The following is a 17772-nucleotide window of genomic DNA, read 5'->3' on the forward strand; positions in this document are numbered from 1 at the left end:
ACCGGGGGCTAGCGCTGGGCTTCGAAATTAAGCAGTTTGTTCGCGACACGGTTGCTGTCGACCTTGTAACTGCCATCGGCGATCGCCTGCTTCAACTCGGCCACGCGGCTGCTGTTGACGACGGGCTGATCACGCAACGAATCAGTGATCTTCTGCAACTGTTGAGCTTCGCTGCTCAAACTGACTGTCTCACCGCTACCGCTCACGGAGGAGGTAGTGCTGGCCGTCGCCGGGGCGTCGGTCTTGCCTGCTTCCTTGGTGTTTGGGGTACGTGATGTACCACCCACGGTAGTGGAACTATTCAAACGACTGAAGTCGATGACCATGATTGAAAACCTCTGGGTTCTTGGACGCTTGCCTTGGTTTCGGCCAAACCCGGAATAACTTTAGGGCCAGTGCGAAAACAGTCTCGAATTGACTTCGCATGGGGCGTAACGGTTCCGAGTGTAGGAAAAGCGCAAGCGCAGCGCCAGAGGACAATACCCTTACATAGGCACCTCGACCTGCCCGGGGGCGACGATGTTGGCCTTGATCACACGTTTGGAATTCAGGTTCTTGACCCGTATTTGCTCGTTGAAACCGCCATCGGACAACGCCTCGCCGGGCATGCGCACACTCATCGAACCGCTGCGGGCGCTGATGACTACCTGATCACCCTTGCGGACCATTTGCGGTTGTTCCAGGTGCACCGGGGTCAGGATCTGATCGATGACCGTTGGTCGGACAAGTTTCTGCCCGACGGCCTGATCAAGTGAGTCGAGAAAACCCTGTCCCAACAGGCTCACATCGCGCTCGCGTAAGGCCACGTCGCCCTCTGTGACAATTGCGTCGCGTTTCATCGGGCGTACCACGGTCACCACATTGCGAAATAAATGTACCTGGGCGGGTACGAACACCGTCCACGGAGAGCTGCCTTCGCAGCGCAGTTTGACGGTCACACGGCCAATGGGCTGTGCCGGGCTTTCCAGCGTGGCCGTCAAATCCTTGTCGCAGTGCGGCATGCGCAGGCGAGGGTCGAGTTGTTTGACCTCGATTTCGTAGCGTCCCTGGGTCTGACTGGTGGCCAGATAGTCTTCAACGGTGAATTCAAGAAAGCCTTGGGTGACGCCGATAAGTTGTTCAGGCAGCGTCACATTGTCTGCACGGCAGAGAGTTGCGCTGGCTAACAGGCACATGACCGCGAGTCCGCCGAGCAAATGGCGGCTGGCGCTTGTCAGGTGTCGGGATACTGTCGTTAATATGCTCATGACGGGTAGATAGCAAGGCCCGTGCCGCATGCCGATCGGGCAGTGCGCAATTGGTCGTTTTGGGGAGGGTGGTGCATGGCTGGTGTTTTGGATTCAGTGAACCAGCGCACGCAACTGGTAGGGCAGAACCGCCTTGAACTGTTGCTGTTCCGTCTGGACGGCAAGCAGTTGTACGGGATCAACGTGTTCAAGGTAAAAGAGGTGCTTCAGTGCCCGAAACTTACCCTCATGCCCAAGTCCAGTCCGATTGTGCGCGGAGTGGCGAATATTCGTGGCGGGACCATCCCGATCCTCGATCTGGCGATGGCGACCGGTGCGAAGGCGCTGAGCAATATCGATAACGCGTTTGTGATCATTACCGAATACAACACCAAGATTCAGGGCTTTCTGGTGCATTCGGTCGAGCGCATCGTGAACATGAACTGGGAAGAGATTCATCCGCCACCCAAGGGCACCGGTCGCGATCACTACCTCACGGCAGTGACGCGGCTCGACGACCAGTTGGTGGAAATCATCGACGTGGAGAAAATCCTCGCCGAGGTGGCGCCAGTGTCGGAAAACATTTCCGCAGGCGTGGTAAGTGAAGAGGTGCAACATAAGGCGCTATCCCTGCGGGTGCTGACGGTCGATGACTCGTCGGTGGCGCGCAAACAGGTCACCCGTTGCCTACAGACCGTGGGCGTGGAAGTGACGGCGTTGAATGACGGTCGTCAGGCACTCGAATACCTGCGCAAACTGGTGGACGAGGGCAAGAAGCCTGAAGAAGAGTTCCTGATGATGATTTCCGACATTGAAATGCCGGAGATGGACGGCTACACCTTGACTGCCGAGATCCGCAACGACCCGCGCATGCAGAAGCTGCACATTATCCTGCATACGTCGCTGTCGGGCGTGTTCAACCAGGCAATGGTGAAGAAGGTCGGTGCCGATGATTTCCTGGCCAAGTTTCGGCCGGACGATCTTGCAGCTAGAGTGGTAGATCGTATCAGGGCGGCGGATATCAGCTGAGGGCGCACGTCCTCGGCTGTTCACATGATTTGAGAGGCGGCATGTCTACAGGTAATTTGGATTTTGAGCAGTTCCGGGGCTTCCTGGAAAAAGCCTGTGGCATTTTGCTGGGTGAAAACAAGCAATACCTGGTCTCCAGCCGCCTGAACAAGCTGATGGAGCAGCAGGGTATCAAGTCGCTGGGTGAGTTGATCCAGCGCATCCAGACTCAGCCGCGCAGCGGTTTGCGCGAGCAGGTGGTGGATGCGATGACCACCAACGAAACTTTGTGGTTTCGCGATACTTACCCGTTCGAGGTGCTCAAAAGCAAGGTGTTGCCGGAGCAGCTCAAGGCCAGTCCGGGGCTGCGTCCGCGTATCTGGTCAGCGGCCTGTTCGTCGGGGCAGGAGCCGTACTCGTTGTCGATGTCGATCGACGAGTTCGAGCGTAGCAATCCGGGGCAGTTGAAGGCCGGGGCGCAGATTGTGGCGACGGACCTGTCGGGCAGCATGCTGACCAACTGCAAGACCGGGGAGTACGACAGCCTGGCGATAGGCCGGGGCTTGTCGCCTGATCGGCTGCAACGCTATTTCGACCAGAAAACCCCGGGGCGCTGGACGGTCAAGGCGCCGATCAAGAGTCGCGTGGAGTTTCGTTCGTTCAACCTGCTGGACAGCTACGCGGCGCTGGGTAAGTTCGACATCGTGTTTTGCCGCAATGTGTTGATCTACTTCTCCGCTGAGGTGAAGAAGGACATCCTGCTGCGCATTCACGCGACGTTGAAGCCCGGCGGGTATCTTTTCCTTGGGGCGTCCGAGGCGCTGAACGGGTTGCCTGATCATTATCAGATGGTGCAGTGCAGTCCCGGGATTATTTACCAGGCCAAGTAAGCTGGCTTGTGGCGTGTCAGAGACCCGGCGTGATTGCCGGGTTTTTTGTGTGCGTTGATTTGGGATTGCTACATGGATCCCAAGTCAACCTTTGGCGTCGCGCCCCTATCCCAAAAACCGGCAAAAAATCGGCACGCCCATTGCCGCTTTCCCTTCCATCAGCGGAAATCGCTTGCCGCTTTTCTGGCATTCACCCTTGCCACCCACCCGCAACCCCAGCAAATACGGCCTCTCACAGAATTGGCACGCCCCTTGCTCAAAGACCTGCAGTCAAGAACATCTGGTCAACCGATAAAGGTTTCCCGACATGAGCATCAGCTTCGAAAACGCACTGGGCATTCACGAGAAAGCGCTGAACTTCCGCGCTCAACGTGCTGAAGTGCTGGCCAACAACATCTCCAACGCCGACACGCCAAATTACAAGGCGCGCGACCTGGATTTCTCCAAAGTGTTGGCCGCCGAAAGCGACAAGGCCAAAAACGGTACGTTCGCGCTGAACACCACCAATGCCCACCACATCGAAGCCCAAGGCGTGGACAGCGGTGAAGCGAGCCTGCTGTATCGCACGCCGTCCCAGCCATCGCTGGACCAGAACACCGTCGATTCTCAAATCGAAAACGCCAACTACGCCGAGAACGCCATGGGCTTCCAGGCCAGCTTCACCTTGCTCAACAGTAAGTTCAAAGGGCTGGTATCGGCCCTGCGCGGAGAGTAATTCATGTCCCTGTCCAGTGTTTTCAATATTGCCGGTAGTGGCATGAGTGCCCAGAACACTCGCCTGAACACCGTCGCCAGTAACATCGCCAACGCCGAAACCGTGTCTTCCAGTCTGGACAAGACCTACCGCGCACGGCACCCGGTCTTCGCCACGGTCTTTCAGGGCCAGGAGTCCGGTGGCAGCGCTTCGCTGTTCGAAGACCAGGGCCAGGCCGGCACGGGCGTGCAAGTGGCAGGCATCGTCGAAGACCCTTCCAATCTGGAAGCGCGTTACGAGCCCAATCACCCGGCAGCTGACAAGAACGGTTACGTGTATTACCCGAACGTCAACGTCGTCAACGAGATGGCCGACATGATCTCGGCCAGCCGTTCGTTCCAGACCAACGCGGACATCATGAACACCGCCAAAACAATGATGCAGAAGGTTCTGACCCTGGGTCAGTGATAAGGGGCGCACGCCATGACCGTTACTAACGACACCAGCACCAGCGACTACATCAAGTCGCTCCAGACCGCGACGTCTGGCAAGACAGGCGACACCACCACGGGCGCCAGCAGTCTGGGCAAAGATGCGTTCCTGCAGCTGCTGGTCACCCAGATGCAGAACCAGAACCCGCTCGATCCACAGGACAATAGCGAGTTCGTGGCTCAACTGGCGCAGTTCAGCAGCCTGGAAACCATGCAGAACCTCAGCACCTCGGTCGATGCGATCGGTGGCATGTATCAGTCGTCGCAGGCGCTGCAAGCCTCGTCGCTGGTGGGGCGCTCGGTGATTGTCGACTCGGGTTCGACGCACGTGGACACGTCCAAGGACATGACCGGTCAGGTCGTGGTGCCTTCAACCAGCACCATCACCACTGTCAAGGTTTACGACAGCACGGGCAGCATCGTTCGTACCATCGATCTGGGCGAGCAGAAAACCGGCACCACCAGCTTCACCTGGGACGGCAAGGACGATGCAGGTAATACCCTGGCTGCAGGTAACTACAGCTTCAAGGCAACGGGCAGTCTCGATGGCACTTCCACCGGCCTGACCACCTACCTGCCTGCGACAGTGACCAGTGTCACCATGGGCTCGGCCGGTAGCGCAATGACTCTCAATCTGGCCGACGGCACCAACATTGCCTTGTCCAAAGTTCAACAAATCGGGATCTAGAGCCGACTCGACGGCGCAGGAGTGAAGTATGTCTTTCAATATCGGTCTGAGTGGGCTCTACGCAGCGAACAAAAGTCTCGACGTCGCCGGCAACAACATTGCCAACGTCGCGACTGTCGGCTTCAAGGCGTCCCGTGCGGAATTCGCTGACCAGTACGCGCAATCCATTCGCGGTACCTCGGGCGGCACCAACGTCGGCAGCGGCGTCTACACCGCAGCGGTCACCCAGCAATTCACCCAGGGTTCGCTGACCACCGGCACTGGCCGTGATCTGGACCTGGCCATCAACGGCAACGGTTTCTTCCTGCTGAGCAACAACGGCGAGAAGCTGTACACCCGTGCGGGCAACTTCCACACCGACAGCGCCGGCAACATCATCGACAATAACGGCAACAACCTGCAGGGTTATGGCGTCGATGCCAACGGCAACGTGATGACCGGCGTACTGACCAACCTGAAGGTCGACACCTCGAACATGGCGCCTAAGGCGACGACCACCATTACCATCGCGTCCAACCTGGATTCGTCCAAGGAAGTCTCGACCGGCGCTGCGTTCGATCCGGCTGATACGTCCACATACACCTCGACGTACAGCACCCCGATCTACGACGCCCAGGGTAACGAGCACACCCTGTCCCAGTATTTCCGCAAAACCGACACCAACAGCTGGACCATGTACACCCTGATCGACGGTCGCAGCATCACCGACCCGGCGAATTCGACGACGCCAGCCACGACCGAGCTGACCTTCGACGCCGCGGGCGACATGAACACCCCGACTGTGACCAGTGGTGGCGTGAGCGTGAATGCCGATGGCACCTTCAGCATTGACGGCTGGGTGCCGGCGCAAAGCAAAACCGTTGGTTCGACCACTACGTGGGTCGCGAACGGCGCGGGCGCAGCCGCTAGCATGAAGCTGGATATGTTGGCCACCACCCAGACCAACGCTGCCGGTGGCGCGATCTCCAAGAGTCAGGACGGTAACTACACCGGCCAGATCAGTGCGATGAACGTGGACTCCAGCGGTAACCTGTTCGCCACTTACACCAACGGCCAGTCCAAGGTGATCGGTCAAGTGGCACTCACCACCTTCGCCAACGTCCAGGGCCTGGCCCCGGCAGGCGGCACCATGTGGCGCGAGACCTACGCTTCGGGTATTCCGGTCACTGGCGCGCCAGAGTCGGGTACGCTGGGCAGCATTACCGGATCGGCGCTGGAAGAGTCCAACGTTGATCTGACCGGTGAACTGGTCGAACTGATCAAGGCACAAAGCAACTATCAGGCAAACGCGAAGACGATTTCGACGGAGAGCACCATTCTGCAGACCACCATTCAGATGACCTGATGACGGTCGGTTGATTCTGCTGTGCTTAGAGCCCCTCGTTTGAGGGGCTTTTTTTTGGAATACGCCACGCCCTTGTGGGAGCCGGCTTGCTGGCGAATGCGTAGTGTCTGTACCTGATGAGTTAACTGACCCACCGTTTTCGCCAGCAAGCCGGCTCCCACAGGGGGGCGCGAGCGCTTGGGCAAAAAAACTTCCAGAGCCATCCCACTCCAGACCCGGAAATTTCCTACTCCCGTCTTTGCGATCATCAAATTCGCTGACAAACGAATGTCGTCGAGCCTTCTGGCCCGACCCCATTCTTTTGCCCGCGAATAAATCCATGCATTGACGCAGCGTCGTCGCTGACGACTCAGGGAGTGTTCATGTCATTCAATATTGCGGTGGCCGGGCTGAATGCGGCTCACAAACGAATGGAAGTGGCGGGCAACAACATCGCCAACGTCGGTACCACAGGCTTCAAATCCTCTCGGGCAGAGTTCTCTGCCGTCTATTCCTCATCGATGCTGGGCAGCGGCAATGCCGTCGGTGACGGGGTGCGCCTGGCCAATGTTTCGCAGAACTTCAAGGCAGGCGGCGTGATGTCCGATACGGGCCGGGCGCTGGACATGCGGATTCAGGGCAAGGGTTTTTTCGTCATGAGTGACAACGGCGCGATCAGCTATGGCCGCTCTGGCGCATTTCTCAAGGACGCCGAAAACTACATCGTGGACTCCCAAGGCAGCCGTTTGCAGGGGTATGCGGTGACCGCTGACGGTCAGGTGATTCGGGGTGTGCGTACCGATCTTCAGATCGACAATGCCAACATGGCGCCCAAGGCCACCAGCAAGGTGGAGCAGACCATCAACCTGGATTCCGCCGAAGCGTCACTGGCGGCTGTTCCGGGTTTCAACGTGAACGACCCGCGTACCTGGACGCGCATGACGACCCAGATCATTCAGGACGCGGGGGTGCCGGAGGTGAAGGAGGTCAGGGGCAAGGACTCGAAAGGCAATGAGGTCGTTGTGATTCAGGCCAAGGCCGCAGTACCACCGCAGGATCACCAACTCACGCAGTATTTCGTCAAGCTCGACGACAACAACTGGACGTCCTACCTCCTGATTGATGGCGTGAACCCGCTCGATCCGTCGACCACTACGCCTCTGGAGGTTGGCATACGCAAGCTGCTCAATGGCAATCTGCATCTGACCGGCAATCAGGCAGCCGTCAAGCTGGAAAAGAGTGGTGATCTGGCACTGCATGGCTGGCAGCCTGCAATCAAGGTCAATGGCAATTGGGCGCCGAGTCCGGCTGCCAGCACCGGCGCCATCGCCTTGCCGCTGAACGATGCCAGTGGTGCGTTGCTCAACCCCGGCGACCCTGTCATGCCCCGCCCGGTACCGGCTTTTGATCGGGCCGACGTTTCCACCTATAACAAGCCCTTCACCAGCGCCGTTTTTGACGGACTGGGCGTTCGCCATGAATTGACGCAGTACTTCGTCAAGGACGGCAGCAACAGCTGGAAAATGCACGTGCTGATCGACGGTCGCAATCCGCAGGACCCTGAGAGCACTGATCCGTTGACTGCCAGTGTGTTGTTCAATGCCGACGGCACGATGCAAACACTCACGGGTGGGCCTGGCTTGGTGGCGAGCAATGGCAAATTGACGCTGAGTGGCTGGGTGCCTGCCAAGCCCCTTGAGGGCAACAAGGTCGGCGGGCGCTGGGGCAGTAACGGCGCCACTGGTGATGGCGGCGGTATCGTGCTGGACATGAACAAGCTGAGCCAGTTCCGGGCGGCAACGGGCTCCTCTGGAGTGTTTGTCGACGGGTATGCGGCGGGTAGCGCCAACAAGCTGTCCATCGACAAGAACGGAATCATGAGTGTGGGGTACAGCAATAGTCAGCAACGTGTCATTGGCCAGGTCATGCTTGCCAGCTTCGCCAATGAGCAGGGACTACAGCCGATGAGCAATACGCGCTGGATCGAAACCGCCGATTCTGGCGTTGCCAACTACGAAGAGCCGGGTATTGGTACGTTGGGCAGTATCGTCAACCACTCGTTGGAAGGCTCGAATGTGGACCTGCAATCTGAATTGGTGGAATTGATACAGGCGCAGACGGCGTATCAAGCCAACTCGAAAACGTTGTCGACGGAAGCGGAGTTGATGCAGACGTTGATCAGGGCAACGTAATCGTTGCCGTTGCTCCGCTTTTGCTTCTGCTCTTCATACGCCGATAGTCCGGCGGTGTCTGGACTATCGGCGTATGAAGAGCAGAAGCAAGAGCAAAAGCATTCGCCAGCAAGCCGGCTCCCACAGGTTCATCGTCTACCACAAGATTTGGATTCGGCACGATACTTGTGGGAGCGGCCTTGGTGCCAAAAAGGCTGGCCAGCCTCCATAGCATTTCCCACAGTGTTGTTAAAAAAGTAACGCCTCTCAAATCGAACAATCGGACTTCACAAACCCGCCGCTCACCTTGGTCCAGCCCTTGCCAGGGCTGGTCTGGGCGCAGATGGTCTTGTGTTTGCCTTGCCACAGGTAATAAGGCGCCGGGGCGGCGAGTGCGACGGTTGTAGAGGCGGCGAGGGCAAGGAGCAGGGCGGTACGCAGACGCATGACGGTTTCCCGTTGATAAAAAGAGCAATGGCCAATTCGCTGCAATTATCGCTCCTCGTACGAAAATTTTTTGGCGGCGATACGCAGCCTTTCCTCCGAAAGCGGCGGTCTGCTGTCGCAGCCTGACCGCTCGTCCCCGACAACCCACCCGAAGCGCCCGAAACCATTGGGGAATCAGCACTTTGTATCGCACCTGAAAAACTGGCGCGATCATTGCTAAGACCTGCTCAGTACAGCTACAGGCGGCAAGCGTCTGTCAGAGGAGGAAGACTGTGGACAAGTTGCTTTACGTGGCCATGAGCGGGGCGTCGGAAAACGCGGTTGCGCAAAAGGTTCATGCCAACAACCTGGCGAACGTTTCGACCAACGGGTTTCAGCGCGACCTTGAACAGGCCCGCTCGATGCCGGTATTTGGCGAGGTCAACCCGTCGCGCGCCTACGCCATGAGCGAGCGCCCGGGCACCGACTTCAGCCAGGGTTCGATGATCGACACCGGTCGTGAACTGGACGTTGCCGTCAAGGGCAATGGCTGGATGGCCGTTCAGACGCCCGACGGCGGCGAAGCCTATACCCGCACCTCCAGCATGAACATTGACGCCCTAGGCGTGTTGCGTGATGGCAATGGTTTGCCGGTCATGGGCAACAGCGGGCCGATTGCCGTGCCGCCCCAGCAACAGATCGAGATCGGTGCCGACGGCACGATCAGCGTCCGTTCGCTGGGTGAGAGCCCTCAGGTCATGGCGCAGATCGACCGCATCAAGCTGGTCAAGCCCGACCTTTCGAACATGGAAAAAGGCCCCGACGGTCTGATGCACACCAAAGACGGCAAGCCGGCGCAGGCCGATGCCGACGTACAGGTCGAATCCGGGTTTCTGCAGTCGAGCAACGTCAACGCTGTCGATGAGATGACCTCGGTGCTGGCGCTGTCCCGCCAATTCGAACTGCACATCAAGATGATGAAGACCGCCGAGCAGGATGACGAGTCGATGGCTCGCGTCTTGCAGATGGGCTAATGACTGACAGCTTGCGTCGACAATTCGGCGTTTGAGGAGATTTACGAATGCTTCCGGCACTCTACGTAGCAAAAACCGGTCTGGCCGCTCAGGACATGAACCTGACGACCATTTCGAACAACCTGGCCAACGTGTCGACCACCGGTTTCAAAAGTGACCGCGCCGAGTTCCAGGATCTGCTCTATCAGATCAAGCGTCAGCCAGGTGCTCAGTCCACATCGGACAGCGAGCTGCCTTCGGGTCTGCAACTGGGTACCGGTGTGCGCATCGTCGGCACTCAAAAGAACTTCACCGCCGGTAGCCTGCAAACCACCAACCAGCCGCTGGACATGGCAGTCAACGGCCGTGGCTTTTTCCAGATCCGTCAACCGGACGGCACCATCGCCTACACCCGCGACGGTACCTTCCACCTGGACCAGAACGGCCAGATCGTGACCGCCAACGGCTACGCGCTGGAGCCGGCCATCGTCGTGCCTCAGGACTCGCAGACCTTCACAGTCGGCGAAGACGGCACCGTATCGGTCACCACGTCTGCGGCAACCGCCACGCCACAGGTCATCGGCAACATCCAGACCGCTGACTTCATCAACCCGGCCGGTTTGCAGTCCCAGGGCGGCAACCTGTACCTGGAAACCGCGTCCAGCGGCGCGCCGCAGGTGGGTACGCCAGGCTTGAACGGTCTGGGCGTGGTCAAGCAGAACACCCTGGAAAACTCCAACGTCAGCACCGTGGAAGAGTTGGTGAACATGATCACCACTCAGCGCGCCTACGAGATGAACTCCAAAGTGATCTCCACCGCTGACTCGATGCTGCAGTACGTCACACAGAACCTGTAATGGAAGACTGAACCACCTGATGGCGTGTCAAGAAACAACGGATCAATTCGATAGGGCGCCTGAAAAACGCCTGCTACACCGCGAGGTTTTAAGTGTCATGAAACGGCTTTCTGTATTGCGGCTTTCCCTGTTGGCAGCACCGCTTTGCGGTCTCGCGCTGCTGACCGGTTGCGTTGCGCCCTCGGCCAAACCCAATGACCCTTATTACGCGCCGGTGTTGCCACGAACGCCGCTGCCTGCAGCGGCGAACAACGGTTCGATCTATCAGGCCGGTTTCGAGCAGAACCTGTATGGCGACCGTAAGGCGTACCGGGTCGGTGACATCATCACCATCACCCTGTCCGAGCGGATGGCGGCCAGCAAGGCGGCCAACTCCAGCCTGAGCAAGACCAGCAGCAACAGCATCGGTCTGACCTCGTTGTTCGGCGCGGGCGTCAGCACCAACAACCCGGTGGGCAGCGGCGATCTGAGCCTGAACGCAGGCTACACCGGCGACCGTGCCACCAAAGGCGATGGCAAGGCTGCGCAGAGCAACAGTCTGACCGGTTCGATCACTGTGACGGTGGCCGATGTATTGCCCAACGGTATTTTGTCGGTGCGCGGCGAGAAGTGGATGACCCTCAATACCGGCGATGAGCTGGTGCGCATCGCGGGCCTGATCCGTGCCGATGACATCGCCACTGACAACACTGTGTCGTCCACTCGCGTGGCCGATGCGCGCATCACGTATTCCGGTACAGGCGCATTCGCCGATTCCAGTCAGCCAGGCTGGTTCGACCGATTCTTCCTCAGCCCGTTGTTCCCATTCTGATAGCGGGATAGCCATGATCACGTTCAAGCAACTGATAGCGGCAGCGTTGCTCTCCCTCACGGCGGTCGGTGCGGTACAGGCCGAACGTCTGAAGGACATCGCCAGCATTTCTGGCGTACGGACCAACCAGTTGATCGGTTACGGTCTGGTGGTGGGCCTGAACGGCACGGGTGACCAGACCACCCAGACCCCGTTCACCCTACAAACCTTCAACAACATGCTCTCGCAATTCGGCATCAAGGTGCCGGCGGGCTCGGGCACTGTGCAACTGAAAAACGTCGCGGCGGTTGCGGTGTACGCCGACTTGCCGCCGTTCGCCAAGCCCGGTCAGCAGATTGATATCACCGTGTCGTCCATCGGTAACTCGAAAAGCCTGCGCGGCGGTTCGCTGTTGATGACGCCACTGAAAGGTATCGATGGCAACGTCTATGCGGTCGCTCAGGGGAACCTGGTGGTCGGCGGTTTCGACGCCGAAGGTCGGGACGGTTCGAAGATCACCGTCAACGTTCCGTCCTCGGGCCGTATTCCTGGCGGTGCTTCGGTCGAGCGCGCGGTGCCGAGTGGTTTCAATCAGGGCAACTCGCTGACCCTGAACCTGAACCGCAATGACTTCACCACTGCCAAGCGCATCGTCGACAAGATCAACGACATGCTCGGCCCGGGTGTCGCTCAGGCCGTGGATGGCGGCTCCGTGCGCGTGACAGCGCCGCTGGACCCTAACCAGCGCGTCGACTACCTGTCGGTGCTGGAGAACCTGGAAATCGATCCGGGTCAGACCTCGGCGAAAGTCATCATCAACTCGCGCACGGGCACCATCGTCATCGGCCAGAACGTCAAAGTGTCCCCGGCGGCCGTGACCCACGGCAGCCTGACCGTGACCATCACCGAAGACCCGGTGGTCAGCCAGCCGGGCGCGTTCTCCAACGGTCAGACCGCCGTGGTGCCGCGTTCGAAGATCAATGCCCAACAGGAACTGCACCCGATGTTCAAGTTCGGTCCTGGCACGACGCTTGATGAGATCGTACGGGCCGTCAACCAGGTGGGCGCTGCGCCTGGCGACTTGATGGCGATTCTTGAAGCGTTGAAACAGGCAGGCGCACTGCAAGCCGACCTGATCGTGATTTAAGGCTTTTGAGTTAGAGGAGCAGGAATGAGCATTCCAAGTGGCGGGACCAGCACAGTCGATTCGGGGGCGTATACCGACCTCAATCGTCTGGCGTCCCTGAAGAACGGCGACCGCGAAAGCGATGCGAACCTCAAGAAGGTGGCGCAGGAGTTCGAGTCGCTGTTTGTCAGCCAGATGCTCAAGGCGATGCGTTCGGCCAACGAAGTGCTGGCCAAGGACAACCCGCTCAACAGCGACGCCACGCGCCAGTACCAGGACATGTACGACCAGCAATTGTCGGTGAGCCTGTCCCGCGAGGGTGGGGGTATCGGCCTGCAAGACGTGCTGATGCGCCAACTGTCGAAGACCAAGACCACGGAAATCGCACCGGCGCCACAAGGCAATGCCACGCCTGCCACCGACGCGAGCGGCGTTTCGCAAACCGGCCTGGCCACGCGCATCGCCCAGCGTCCGTTGTGGGCAACCCGTTCGGTGGCGCCTGCGCCGGCAACTGACGGCACCCCGCACAACGACGTTGCGGCGCTCAACGCCCGTCGTCTGGCGCTGCCTAGCAAGCTGACCGATCGCATTATGGCGGGCATCGTGCCGAACACTTCTGCCACGCAGGACGCCGCGGCCAACGGTGCCACGACCTTGAAAAACCGCATTGCCGTGTCCAGTGCCGTCGCCGCGGCCAAGCGCGCGGGCACCAACGGCGACTGGACCATCGGCCCGGAATACACCGCTCAGGCCGACGCTTATGTGCGCAATCGCGTGCAGACGCCACTCGCGCCCGCCAAGGCGGCGTTTGCCAGTGCCGACGATTTCGTCAACACCATGTTGCCGCTGGCCAAGGACGCCGCGGCACGCATAGGCGTTGACCCAACGGTGCTTGTCGCGCAGGCGGCGCTGGAAACCGGGTGGGGCAAATCCATCATGCGTCAATCCGATGGCAGCAGCAGCCACAACCTGTTCGGCATCAAGGCTCAGGGCGGCTGGCAGGGGCCTGAGGCGCGCGCGATCACCAGTGAGTTCCGCGACGGCAAGATGGTCAAGGAAACGGCGGACTTCCGTTCTTACGATTCCTACGCAGACAGCTTCCACGACCTGGTGAGCTTCCTGCAAAACAACAATCGCTATCAAGCCACGCTCAAGTCGGCCGATAACCCGGAACAGTTTGTGAAAGAGCTGCAGAAGGCCGGTTACGCCACGGACCCGGGCTACGCAAGCAAGATTTCTCAAATCGCGAAACAGATGAAGAGTTACCAGAACTACGCAGCCGCGCCGGTCTCTTCCACGACTTTATAAGGTTTGAACCATGTCACTGATTTCAATTGGGCTTTCAGGGCTGAACGCCAGCAGTGCAGCGATGACCACCATCGGCAACAACACTGCGAACGTTGATACGCTGGGCTACTCGCGCCAGCAAGTGATGACCACTGCCGGTGTGCAGCAGAATATTGGCGTCGGCTTCATCGGCACCGGTACCACGCTGTCCGACGTGCGTCGGATCTACAACAGCTTCCTCGACACCCAATTGCAGACCAGTACCTCGCTGGATTCCGATGCCCAGGCGTATCTGGGGCAGGCCAGCAAGCTGGATTCGATCCTGTCGGATAGCTCGACCGGCATCAGCACCGTGCTGAGCAACTTCTTTACCAACTTGCAGTCGCTGTCGAAAACCCCGACTGACTCGTCTGCGCGGACCAATTTTTTGACGTCTGCCAAGGCGTTGTCCGCCCAGTTCAATACCATCTCGCAGCAGATGAAGGATCAGAACGCCGGAATCAACAGCCAACTGACGTCGGTGGCTGGACAGGTCAACGCGCTGGCCTCTTCGATCGCCGATCTGAACAAACAGATTACCGCTGCGCAGTCGGCCGGCGGCGAGCCCAACTCGCTGCTCGATTCACGTAACGAAGCGGTCCGCCAGCTCAACGAACTGGTGGGCGCCAAGGTCGTTGAAACCAACGGCAACTATGACGTGTACATCGGTACTGGCCAGCCGCTGGTCACCGGCAGCAAGGCCAACACCCTGAGCGCCGGCCCGAGCGACAGCGACCCGAACGTGTACGCGCTCAAACTCAATTACCAGAACAGCGACGTGGACGTGTCCGGCGTTGTGACCGGCGGCACGCTGGGCGGGCTGCTGCGCTACCGCAGCGATGTGCTGCAACCGGCGCAAAATGAGCTCGGTCGACTGGCGCTGGTGGCCGCTGATCAGATCAACCAGCAGTTGAATCAGGGCGTCGATGCCAATGGCGACTTCGGCTCCAACCTGTTTACCAGCATCAACGACGCCAGCCTGGTCGCTCAGCGTAGCATCGCCAGCAAAGGCAACAGCGCGGGGTCCGGCAACCTCAATGTGACCATTTCCAACACGGGTGCGCTGACCACCAACGACTATCAGGTGACCTTCACCAGCGCCACCGGCTACAGCGTCAAACGCCTGCCGGACGGCAAGGACATGGGCTCCTACGACACCGGCACCACGCCCCCGCCCGTTATCGATGGTTTTTCGATGACTCTCAGCGGTTCGGTACAGGCCGGTGACAGCTTCAAAGTGAGTCCGACGGGCAACGCTGCCAGTGGCATCAAGACGGTCATGACCGATGCCAAAGACATCGCCACCGCAGGGCCGCTTACCGGTACAGCAGGGGCGTCCAACGCAACCACTGGCACTTTCAGCCAACCGACCCTGGCGACGCAAGTCGATATCTACAACGCCACGGCCACCACCGATCTGCGCAACGCGCTGACCGCGACCAGCCCGATGCGGATCGTCATGGGCGACAAGCAGGCGGACGGCTCGCAGCAGTACTCGCTGCTGGATGCCTCGGGTGGCGCGGTGAAAGACGCCTCGGGCAATCCGGTCACCGGGTTCATCGTGCAGGGCACTAACAATGACCTGTCGCTGCAAGTGGGCTACACCGACTCCGCGGGTGCGACCCAGTCGTACAGCATCAGCATGTCCATTTCCGGCACGCCCGGAAACGGTGACACCTTCAGCATCGCGGTGACCGGTGCAGGCTCTGCCGATAACCGTAACGCCGAATCGGTGCTGACGCTGCAGACCAAGCAGACGGTCGACACCGCTGCCGGTAACGGCACGGGTTCGAGCCTGAGCGGCGCCAACAGCAACATGATTACCACGGTCGGTTCCAAAGCCAGCCAGGCCAAGAACGACGCCACCGCCACTACCGCCGTGCTGACTCAGGCCAAGAGTGCGCGTGACAGCGTGTCGGGCGTGTCGCTGGATGAAGAGGCGGCCAACCTGGTCAAGTACCAGCAGTACTACACCGCCTCGTCGCAGATCATCAAAGCGGCTCAAGCCATCTTCAGCACGCTGATCAACAGTCTTTAAGGAGTCGTAAACCATGCGTATTTCCACTGCTCAGTTTTACGAAACCAGCGCGGCGAACTACTCGCGTACATACGCCAACGTCACCAAGACTGGCGAAGAAGTGTCCAGCCAGGTCAAGCTCAATACGGCCGGCGATGATCCGGTTGGCGCTGCTCGTGTCCTGCAATTGCAGCAACAGGGCACCTTGCTGAATCAGTACAAATCCAACATCGACAGCATCAATACCAGTGTCGTGAACTCGGAAACCGCACTCAGTGCCATTACCCAGGCGATCCAGCGCGCGCAGGAACTGACCCTGGGTGCCGCCAGCGCCTCGTTCACCGACAAAGACCGTCAGGCCAATGCCGCCGAGCTCAAAGAGCTGCAAACTCAGATTCTGGGTCTGATGAACACTCAGGATGCCAACGGCAGCTATATCTTTTCGGGGTCCAAGACCAGCACTGCGCCGTATACGGTTAACGCAGATGGCAGCTACAGCTATCAGGGTGACCAGACGCGTAATCTCGTGGCGATTTCCGGCGGCTCGACCATGGCCACCAACACCACCGGCTGGGATGCGTTCGAACAGGCGGTCAATACCACTCGTACTACGACTACGCTGGTGTCGCCGACCACTGACGACGGCATGATTTCGCTGTCGGGTGGCAGTGTCAGCAACAGCACTACCTACAATAGTCAGTTCACCGCCGGTCAGCCGTACACGATCTCGTTCACTAACGGTTCGCAGTATAAGATCCTCGACAAGGACGGCACCGATGTCACCGCGGACGCCACTGCGTCGGGCAAGTTCAGCACCACCAGCAGCGCGAACCAGACCGTTTCGTTCCGGGGCCTTGAGCTGAACCTGAACATCAACCTGACGACTGAGCAGTACGCAAGCTCCGCAGACGCCGATGCTGCGATGACTGCCTCGCCGCACACGTTCACGCTGGGCGTGTCGCCAAGCAGCGTCACCACCGCGCGCCTGCCTGCCAACCCGTCGAGCACCGTTATCACCAGCTCGACGGTGACCGATCAGGCCACGTTCGACAAGACGTTCCCCAATGGCGGCGCGATCCTGCGTTTCACCAGCGCGACTACTTACGACCTGTACGCTGCACCTTACAACGCGGCCACCAGCCAGCCGGTTTCCTCCGGGACCTTGACCGGTACGCCGGTGGCCAACCAGGCGGTGGCAGCGGGCGTTACATTCACCGTCAGCGGTTCGCCACCTGCGCCAGCGTCGGGTGATCAGTTCACGGTTCAGTCCAACACCCAGCAGAGCCAGAACATCCTCAACACCCTGAGCAACGTGATCAACGCTCTGAACGGAAAAGTGGACGGTGATCCGATTGCTATGCAGAAACTGCAGGCCACGCTGACCTCTACCATTGGTAACCTGACCAGCGCTGCCGATCAGATTTCCAATGCTGTGGCCGATGGTGGCGCACGGGCGCGAACCGCAACCGACCAAGGCACCACCAACCAGACGCAACTGGACAACGGCACCACCGAGGCGGGCACCATCACCTCGTCCGACCCTGTGGACGCGATCGCCCGTCTGACCTTGCAGAAAACCATGCTGCAAGCGTCGCAACAGGTGTTCACCATGCTGTCCAGCCTGAACCTGTTCAACAAGCTGTAAGCCCTGCGTTGTAAGGCGGCAGCAGCCACATTCGCTGCCGTCTTCGAGCCTCAACCGTTATTGTCAGCGGTCCAGTCGGC

At 59.4% G+C, this 17772-nt stretch carries 17 protein-coding genes; 14 read left to right on the plus strand and 3 right to left on the minus strand.

What is annotated here, in order from left to right; all coding sequences use genetic code 11:
• Nucleotides 1-8 precede the first annotated feature (8 nt).
• Together flgM and flgA are read right to left on the minus strand one after the other, a co-directional pair.
• Nucleotides 9-326 carry a flagellar biosynthesis anti-sigma factor FlgM gene (flgM, locus tag ACI5GA_RS24245; RefSeq protein ID WP_404632839.1) on the minus strand — a complete coding sequence of 106 codons (318 nt, stop codon included), beginning with the start codon at nt 324-326 and terminating at the stop codon, nt 9-11.
• 159 nt (nt 327-485) lie between these two features.
• The gene (gene flgA, locus ACI5GA_RS24250) at nt 486-1247 is read right to left on the minus strand and encodes a flagellar basal body P-ring formation chaperone FlgA (RefSeq protein ID WP_421424598.1); all 762 of its coding nucleotides are present in this window, start codon (nt 1245-1247) and stop codon (nt 486-488) included.
• Between the two features lie 75 nt (nt 1248-1322).
• Between flgA and ACI5GA_RS24255 the strand changes: the two genes are divergently transcribed.
• The 7 genes from ACI5GA_RS24255 to ACI5GA_RS24285 all read left to right on the plus strand — a co-directional run bounded on the left by ACI5GA_RS24255 (nt 1323) and on the right by ACI5GA_RS24285 (nt 8513).
• Nucleotides 1323-2255 (plus strand): chemotaxis protein CheV, encoded by a 933-nt coding sequence (locus ACI5GA_RS24255; protein WP_404632843.1) that lies wholly within the window; start codon nt 1323-1325, stop codon nt 2253-2255.
• A gap of 41 nt (nt 2256-2296) precedes the next feature.
• A complete protein-coding gene (cheR, locus tag ACI5GA_RS24260) occupies nt 2297-3124 on the plus strand; it encodes a protein-glutamate O-methyltransferase CheR (RefSeq protein ID WP_404632845.1) in 828 nt (275 codons plus the stop codon).
• Nucleotides 3125-3431: 307 nt separating this feature from the next.
• Entirely contained in the window at nt 3432-3839 is a 408-nt protein-coding gene (flgB, locus tag ACI5GA_RS24265; protein WP_404632847.1) for a flagellar basal body rod protein FlgB, read from the plus strand.
• A 3-nt stretch (nt 3840-3842) separates the two neighbouring features.
• Entirely contained in the window at nt 3843-4286 is a 444-nt protein-coding gene (flgC, locus tag ACI5GA_RS24270) for a flagellar basal body rod protein FlgC (RefSeq protein WP_404632849.1), read from the plus strand.
• A 15-nt stretch (nt 4287-4301) separates the two neighbouring features.
• Nucleotides 4302-4997 (plus strand): flagellar hook assembly protein FlgD, encoded by a 696-nt coding sequence (flgD, locus tag ACI5GA_RS24275; RefSeq protein WP_404632851.1) that lies wholly within the window; start codon nt 4302-4304, stop codon nt 4995-4997.
• A 28-nt stretch (nt 4998-5025) separates the two neighbouring features.
• A complete protein-coding gene (flgE, locus tag ACI5GA_RS24280; RefSeq protein ID WP_404632853.1) occupies nt 5026-6342 on the plus strand; it encodes a flagellar hook protein FlgE in 1317 nt (438 codons plus the stop codon).
• Nucleotides 6343-6704: 362 nt separating this feature from the next.
• Entirely contained in the window at nt 6705-8513 is a 1809-nt protein-coding gene (locus tag ACI5GA_RS24285; RefSeq protein ID WP_421424602.1) for a flagellar hook protein FlgE, read from the plus strand.
• A 246-nt stretch (nt 8514-8759) separates the two neighbouring features.
• Here the strand turns inward: ACI5GA_RS24285 and ACI5GA_RS24290 are convergent, their stop codons facing one another.
• Nucleotides 8760-8939: a hypothetical protein gene (locus tag ACI5GA_RS24290; protein ID WP_404632861.1), complete on the minus strand. Its 180-nt coding sequence runs from the start codon at nt 8937-8939 to the stop codon at nt 8760-8762.
• 272 nt (nt 8940-9211) lie between these two features.
• On the opposite strand from ACI5GA_RS24290, the gene ACI5GA_RS24295 reads away from it, so the two are divergent.
• The 7 genes from ACI5GA_RS24295 to ACI5GA_RS24325 all read left to right on the plus strand — a co-directional run bounded on the left by ACI5GA_RS24295 (nt 9212) and on the right by ACI5GA_RS24325 (nt 17692).
• Nucleotides 9212-9952, plus strand: a complete 741-nt coding sequence (locus ACI5GA_RS24295; RefSeq protein WP_404632863.1) for a flagellar basal body rod protein FlgF — start codon at nt 9212-9214, stop codon at nt 9950-9952.
• 47 nt (nt 9953-9999) lie between these two features.
• Nucleotides 10000-10788, plus strand: coding sequence for a flagellar basal-body rod protein FlgG (flgG, locus tag ACI5GA_RS24300; RefSeq protein WP_404632865.1), 789 nt, complete (start codon nt 10000-10002; stop codon nt 10786-10788).
• 97 nt (nt 10789-10885) lie between these two features.
• On the plus strand, nt 10886-11599 hold the full coding sequence (flgH, locus tag ACI5GA_RS24305; RefSeq protein ID WP_404632867.1) for a flagellar basal body L-ring protein FlgH: 714 nt from the start codon (nt 10886-10888) through the stop codon (nt 11597-11599).
• Between the two features lie 13 nt (nt 11600-11612).
• Nucleotides 11613-12725 (plus strand): flagellar basal body P-ring protein FlgI, encoded by a 1113-nt coding sequence (locus ACI5GA_RS24310; protein WP_404632869.1) that lies wholly within the window; start codon nt 11613-11615, stop codon nt 12723-12725.
• Nucleotides 12726-12749: 24 nt separating this feature from the next.
• Nucleotides 12750-14012, plus strand: a complete 1263-nt coding sequence (flgJ, locus tag ACI5GA_RS24315) for a flagellar assembly peptidoglycan hydrolase FlgJ (protein ID WP_421424606.1) — start codon at nt 12750-12752, stop codon at nt 14010-14012.
• A gap of 10 nt (nt 14013-14022) precedes the next feature.
• Entirely contained in the window at nt 14023-16068 is a 2046-nt protein-coding gene (flgK, locus tag ACI5GA_RS24320) for a flagellar hook-associated protein FlgK (RefSeq protein ID WP_421424607.1), read from the plus strand.
• Between the two features lie 13 nt (nt 16069-16081).
• Nucleotides 16082-17692, plus strand: a complete 1611-nt coding sequence (locus ACI5GA_RS24325) for a flagellar hook-associated protein 3 (RefSeq protein ID WP_404632875.1) — start codon at nt 16082-16084, stop codon at nt 17690-17692.
• The last annotated feature ends 80 nt before the right edge of the window (nt 17693-17772 follow it).

The sequence above is a fragment of the Pseudomonas sp. Pseu.R1 genome (assembly GCF_045764065.1).
GTDB lineage: Bacteria > Pseudomonadota > Gammaproteobacteria > Pseudomonadales > Pseudomonadaceae > Aquipseudomonas.